This window comes from Palleronia sp. (genome assembly GCF_042089775.1).
GTDB lineage: Bacteria > Pseudomonadota > Alphaproteobacteria > Rhodobacterales > Rhodobacteraceae > Palleronia.
This window is the reverse complement of record NZ_JBELKF010000030.1, coordinates 33,970-40,092: the sequence shown is the minus strand read 5'-3', so window position 1 is coordinate 40,092 and position 6,123 is coordinate 33,970. Positions and strand designations below refer to the sequence as shown.

General features: G+C 65.0%; 5 protein-coding genes and 1 other RNA gene. 2 read left to right on the top strand and 4 right to left on the bottom strand.

Annotation, left to right across the window (positions count from 1 at the left end):
- The 3 genes from ACFDS3_RS09590 to ACFDS3_RS09580 all read right to left on the bottom strand — a co-directional run.
- Window positions 1-234 (bottom strand): hypothetical protein (locus ACFDS3_RS09590; protein ID WP_375262130.1); only part of this gene is annotated, 234 nt, incomplete at its 3' end.
- 47 nt (window positions 235-281) lie between these two features.
- Window positions 282-1,727, bottom strand: a complete 1,446-nt coding sequence (locus tag ACFDS3_RS09585) for a cryptochrome/photolyase family protein (RefSeq protein ID WP_375262129.1) — start codon at window positions 1,725-1,727, stop codon at window positions 282-284.
- A gap of 84 nt (window positions 1,728-1,811) precedes the next feature.
- Complete coding sequence (locus tag ACFDS3_RS09580; RefSeq protein WP_375262128.1) at window positions 1,812-3,452, bottom strand: BCCT family transporter; 1,641 nt, start codon at window positions 3,450-3,452, stop codon at window positions 1,812-1,814.
- Window positions 3,453-3,775: 323 nt separating this feature from the next.
- Between ACFDS3_RS09580 and ssrA the strand changes: the two genes are divergently transcribed.
- Both ssrA and ACFDS3_RS09570 read left to right on the top strand, forming a co-directional pair.
- Window positions 3,776-4,125: a transfer-messenger RNA gene (ssrA, locus tag ACFDS3_RS09575) on the top strand.
- Between the two features lie 63 nt (window positions 4,126-4,188).
- Window positions 4,189-4,614, top strand: a complete 426-nt coding sequence (locus tag ACFDS3_RS09570) for an ester cyclase (protein ID WP_375262127.1) — start codon at window positions 4,189-4,191, stop codon at window positions 4,612-4,614.
- Between the two features lie 385 nt (window positions 4,615-4,999).
- Here the strand turns inward: ACFDS3_RS09570 and ACFDS3_RS09565 are convergent, their stop codons facing one another.
- The gene (locus tag ACFDS3_RS09565; RefSeq protein WP_375262126.1) at window positions 5,000-6,112 is read right to left on the bottom strand and encodes an ABC transporter ATP-binding protein; all 1,113 of its coding nucleotides are present in this window, start codon (window positions 6,110-6,112) and stop codon (window positions 5,000-5,002) included.
- Window positions 6,113-6,123 lie beyond the last annotated feature (11 nt).

Below are 6,123 nucleotides of genomic sequence, written 5' to 3'. Positions count from 1 at the left end.
GATACTCATCGCCACGCGTGCCGTGGTTGCGACGGCCGCGCTCGCCAGCACGGCCTCGGGCGCGCAGGACGAGCCCGGCAGCGACGCGCCGCGACATGGCCGCTCGGCCCGGTGGACCGTGGATGCAGCGACAACCGTGCCGGCCCCCGGCGTCGGCATGTGGCGCGCGAAGGCCGCCCACGGCAGAACCGCGAGGCACAGAAGGGACAGGAACACCGGGCGCAAGATCGTCATGCGCGCTCTGTGCGCGCGCGCGACGCGTGTGAAGCCCCCCTGCCCGCTCACGGGTGCGTGGTCGCCGGAAATTCGCGGTTTTTATAGGCGTTGAGCGCACGTTCGCGCCCTTCCTTCGGGTCGACGACGGGCTTTTCCGGATAGGGATCGTCCGGCGACATCTGCCAGCTTCGCGGAATCGCGTCAAAAAACGCGCGAGCCGGCCCGGGCGGATCGTCGGACAGCTCGGCGATGAAACGCGTCACGTAGGTGCGGTCCTTGTCGAACTTGTCGAGCTGCGTGACCGGGTTGAAGACGCGGAAGTAGGGCGCGGCGTCAGGTCCCGACCCGCTTGCCCATTGCCAGCCCAGCGCGTTCGACGCCGGGTCCCAGTCAACCAGCGTGTCCTCAAACCAGCGACTGCCGATCCGCCAGTGGCTCATCAGGTGCTTGGTCAGGTAGCTGGCGGCAATCATGCGGCTACGGTTGTGCATCCTGCCCGTCACGTAGAGCTCGCGCATGGCCGCATCGACAAAGCGGATGCCCGTGCGGCCGCGCTTCCACGCGGTCACCTCTGCCACCCGCTCGTCTTCGTTCCAGGGGAAGCTGTCCCACTCGCGCCGCCAGTTTTCGGTCAACAGGTGCGGCGTGTGGTAGAGGAGGTGGTAGGCAAAGTCGCGCCACGCCAGTTCCTGCAACCAGGTCTCAGCGCCCGCCTCGCCCCGGCTGGCGGCGCGAAGGCCGGCGTGCCAGCAGGCGCGGATCGAGATTTCGCCATAGGTCAGGCTTTCGGACAGGCCGCTGGTCCCCTCGATGCCGGGCAGATCGCGTGCGCGGCCATAGGCGCCGATCCGGCCATCCGCGAAGGCGGTAAGGCGGGCTTGCGCGGCCTCTTCGCCCAAGGTCAGCCAGGGCCGGACCACCACGGCGCCGCGGTCCATCGCGGCACCCATGTTCCAGTCTTCGATCCTGTCGCTGTCGGGCCACGTCTGCGGCGTGCGCAGCGCGGTCCGCGCTGACGTCGGATGCGGCACGTCCCGGTCCTTCACCGCGCGCCAGTAGGGGGTGAAGACCTTGTAGTAGCCGCCTTGCTTCGTCTCGACCGTCCAAGGCTCGAACAGGACGTGTCCGGGCATGCTGCCTGCGTCGATGCCCCGGCCCGTCAGCGTCGATTTCACGCCCTCGTCCCGCTCGATCGAGGGCGGGTCGTAGGCGCGCGTCCACCAGACGGCGCCGGCGCCCGTCTCGGCCGCCAATGCGTCAAGCACCGTTTGCGCCGTGCCCCGCCGCAGGATCAGGCGCGAGCCGATGGCCTCGAGCCGCTCGGCAAGATGCCTGATCCCAAGCCCCAGTCGCCATTTCGGGGCCGCACCGTGACTTTCGATCACCTCGTCCAGCACGAAGACAGGGATCACCGGCCGTCCGCTGTCGGCGGCGCGGTGGAGCACTGGGTTGTCGGTCAGCCGCAGGTCTCGGCGCACCCACCAGATGACAGGAGAGCTTTCGTCGGTCATGCGGCCCGAGATAGGCCGCGCGCCTCTGGAAACGAGAAAGGGCCGGCGCAAAGGCCGGCCCTTCTTCGCCGCGGACGCGTGTCTCTAGCCGCGCGGTTCGGACTTCAACCCGCGGTAGGTCGAGTAGCACAGCACCAGCAGCACGATGGTAAAGAAGATACCCGTCGCATTCACCATCGCCTGCAGCGCCGTCAGGCCGCCGCCCACCAATAGAACGATGGCCACGACGCCCTCGGTCACGGCCCAGAAAACCCGCTGCGCCGTCGGCGCCTCGGTCTTGCCGCCCGCGGTGATGGTGTCGATCACCAACGACCCCGAGTCCGACGAGGTGATGAAGAACACCAGCACCAGGATGATCGCCAGGGTCGAGGTCAGCGCGGTGAGGGGCAGCGCGCCCAGCATCGCGAACATCGCGAGCGCGTCGTTGTAGTTGGCGATGACATTTTCGTAGACGCCCGAGTCCTGGCCCATCTGAATCACCTGATGGATCGCCGAACCACCGAACGTCGCCATCCAGAACACCGACACGAGGCTGGGGATCAGGATCACGCAGGTGACGAACTCGCGCACCGTCCGGCCCCGGCTGACCCGCGCGATGAACATTCCGACGAAGGGCGACCAGCTGATCCACCACGCCCAGTAGAACGCCGTCCAGCTTTCGCGGAAGCTGTCGTCGTCACGGCCAAACGGGTTCGACAGAGGCACGACGTCGCCCAGATAGGTCACGAGGCCAATCCCGGCATCCTGAAGGATCGCCAGGGTCGGGCCGGTGACGAACACGAACAGCAGCAGCAGCCCCGCCAGGCACATGTTGACGTTCGAAAGAACCTTCACGCCGCCCTCAAGTCCCCGCACGACCGAAATCAACGCCACGGCTGTCACGCAGGCGATCACGATGATCTGCGTGTTCAGCGTGTTCGGCACGCCGTAGACGTAGTTCATGCCGGCCGTCGCCTGCTGCGCCCCCAGACCCAGTGATGTGGTCAGGCCGAAGAGCGTGGCGAACACGGCGATGATGTCGATGGCATGGCCGGGCCACCCCCAGACGCGGTCGCCCAACAGCGGGTAGAAGGCCGACCGGATCGAAAGCGGTAGCTGCTTGTTGTAGGTGAACAGCGCCAGGGCCAGCGCGACGACGGCATAGATCGACCACGGATGCAGCGCCCAGTGGAAGATCGTCGCCGAGAGGCCGTGCGCACGGGCAGCGGCGACCTGATCGAGCTGAAGTACCCCGTCCTGGTAGGGGCCCTGAAGGCCCAAAGGTGCCGAGACCTGCATGTGGTAGACCGGCTCGAGCACGCCGAAGAACATCAGCCCGATCCCCATGCCCGCGGCAAAGAGCATCGCGAACCAGGACATGTAGCCGTAGTCAGGTTTCGCGTCAGCGCCGCCCAGGCGGACCCTTCCCAACGGCGAGATGGCGACGCCGAGGCAGAAGACGACGAAGACGTTGGCGGCGGCAAGGAAGAACCAGTCGAACGTCGTCGTAACGAAGGTGAAGAGCCAGTTGAACACGCCGGACGCGGTGTCCTGGAAGATCAGCGTCACCAGCACGAAGGCCACAACCGTCAGCGAAGAGATCAGGAAGACGGGGTTGTGAATGTCGAACTGCAGCGCTCCGACGCTGCCTTGCACGTTATCTTGGCCGACGGTGTAATCCGTATCGATCGTGTTGACCGCACCGTCCGGCGTCGGGATGTCGATCCCGCCCGGGTCGTCTGTCATCGCCTTATATCCCTCTGTTTCGTGGTATCTGCGAGCTGGTCACGTACCTGTTAGCCGGTGACTTAGCACCATGTGGGACTACTTCCAAACCCTGCTGCGGGAAGACCCGGACGCAAAGGACACATTAGGGGCGCTCCTTGAACCTGGAGGGCAGGACCTGCATCTCCGCCGACGCGGCGCGAGGCGCACGGTGCGACCGGCTGCTGAGGTTGCGGCCGACACGCCCGAGCGCAGCGCACAGGTTAAAGCACCGACGCCATCAACACCTGCGCCCGCCTCGCCTGCCACACGGCGGGAAGATTTCGCTGTCCCGCCCATCCAAACGCCTTGAAGACGTGCGGGCAGGCGCCTAAATCTACGGTGTCCCGCAAGGGACTATGGACATAAACGCGCATGTAATAAGCGGATCGGACCCGGGGGCGGTACCCGGCGGCTCCACCAAATCACCTTTCATTGGGGTGCATGGGGCCGAAATAGGATCGACGGACGTCTAAAGATGTTGCTTTGTCTCGGTGAGGTACCACCGTTATCGGTCCGGAAAAGTACAATTGCCAATGACAATCGTGCTCCGGTTGCGGTTGCCGCTTAAGCGGTAACTAGACCGAAATCTAAGCCCTTGCCCCTAGCAGGGTAAGGCGGGGTTCGCAGGCACCTGGCAACAGAAGCCTGCACTTCATGCCTTTACGTCTTGTTCATCCTCCCGTGCGACATCCGCAGTCGGTCAGAGGTCAGTCACATGACGCATGAAGAGTTCATCCTCCATTTCTACGAGACGATCTGGACATGCGGCGACGTTGCGGCGGTCGACGATTTCTTCGCGCCTTCGGCCAAGCTCGGCGGGATCGCCTACGACATGGCGCTGAAGCCCGAGGACTTCGTGGTCTTTGCGCAGAGCCTCCTGATGCTGATCGAGCAGCCGCGGTTCGAAATCCTGCGCACCGTTTCGGAAGAGGACATGGTTTCCGCCCTGATCAGGTGCACCGGCATCAGCGCCCGCACTGGAAAGGCCGCCGCGATCACGGCCCAGGTCATGATGCGATTCGAGAACGGCAAAATCGCCGAAGCGTATAATCACTTCGACATGCTCGGGCTTTTCATTTCGCTCGACCTGATGCCGGCCAACGTGCTCGAGCGAATGCTAGCGGCCGAACCGCTGCGCTGATCCCACGCGATCCACAGTCGCGGGAAAATCGCCAGCCCGGCCTTCGGCACCGGGCTTGAACCGCCTGAGCGGCCCTTCGCCGGACCGACGGTTTCGATTTGGAGACCGCGGCACCCAAGGGCGTCATCAGTGTCGCGATGGGCATGTGACGCGCCGAGCACCTGCGGTCCTCCGACCCAGTCCCGCCCCAAGCCTGTGTCGACCCGGCCCGCCCGCTCCGCGAGTGCAGGCAATTGCGCCACTTCTCCGGCATATCTCCCGCAGATCTTCGCCGGCCGCCCACGAGTAGCCGGGGCCGCCGATATTACGGCGCAGCTTGACCCGGTGCCCCTGTGCGCGGGCCGAGCATCACCGCCGTTCCTAGATCGGGCCGAGTTGGGAGAGTCTAGCTGTAAAGCAGCGACCGGCCGTTTCTGAACAGGTGCACGCGCGAGGGATCGGCCGACAGCCGCACCTCGCGCCCGCGCAGGTTCTGGTGAACGCCTTGGAGCTTGGCGATCACCGCAGCATGGCCCTTCTCCATATCCTCGGCCGAGGCATCGCCGGTCTCGAAATACAGAAGCGTTACCTCTCCGAGCGCCTCGACGATGTCAACCTTGCCTTCGAAGATGTAGTCGCCGGCCTCGGCCTCAGCGAAATCCTCGGGCCGGACGCCAACCTTCACCTCAGCGCCCTTGTCGCTTTCGGTGGTTGGATAGTGCGAAACCGCCGTGCCGCCGCCGTCCATCCGCACCACGGTACGCTCGCCGGTTTCGACGATCTCGCCCGGCAAAAGGTTCATGGCGGGCGAGCCGATGAACTGCGCGACGAACTCGTTCTCGGGCTTTTCGTAAAGCTCCAGCGGTGTGCCCACTTGGCTGATCCCCCCGCCCGCGAGCACGACGATCCGCGTCGCCAGAGTCATTGCCTCGATCTGGTCGTGGGTCACGTAGATCATGGTCGAGTCGGGCATCTGCTCTTTCAGCTGCGCGATCTCGATCCGGGTGGCCACCCGCAGCGCCGCGTCGAGGTTCGACAGCGGCTCGTCGAACAGATAGACCTTCGGATCGCGCACGATGGCCCGGCCGATCGCCACGCGCTGGCGCTGACCGCCCGACAGCGCCCGGGGCAGACGGTCCAGATAGGGGCCGAGTTGCAGGATCTTGGCCGCGTTCTCGATCCGCTCGTTGATCTCGTCCTTCGACTTCTTGGCGATCTTCAGCGAGAACGCCATGTTGTCGCGCACCGTCATGTGCGGGTACAGGGCATAGCTTTGGAACACCATCGCGATGCCCCGCTGCGACGGCGGCACGTCGTTGACCACCTGCCCGTCGATCTCGAGCGTTCCGGAGGTGATCTTCTCGAGCCCCGCAATCATGCGCAAGAGCGTGGACTTGCCGCAGCCCGAGGGGCCGACGAAGACGATCAACTCGCCCTTCCCGATCTCGAGATTGATGTGCTCGAGCACCCTTACGCTGCCATAGGCCTTGGCGACGTCCTTCAGCTTCAGGTCAGCCATCCGTACCCTCC

Bases quoted from the DNA above. Each gene is read 5' to 3' on its own strand.
- ACFDS3_RS09570 (WP_375262127.1), top strand. From the start codon at position 4,189: ATGACGCATGAAGAGTTCATCCTCCATTTCTACGAGACGATCTGGACA.
- ACFDS3_RS09580 (WP_375262128.1), bottom strand. From the start codon at position 3,452: ATGACAGACGACCCGGGCGGGATCGACATCCCGACGCCGGACGGTGCG.
- ACFDS3_RS09585 (WP_375262129.1), bottom strand. From the start codon at position 1,727: ATGACCGACGAAAGCTCTCCTGTCATCTGGTGGGTGCGCCGAGACCTG.
- ACFDS3_RS09565 (WP_375262126.1), bottom strand. From the start codon at position 6,112: ATGGCTGACCTGAAGCTGAAGGACGTCGCCAAGGCCTATGGCAGCGTA.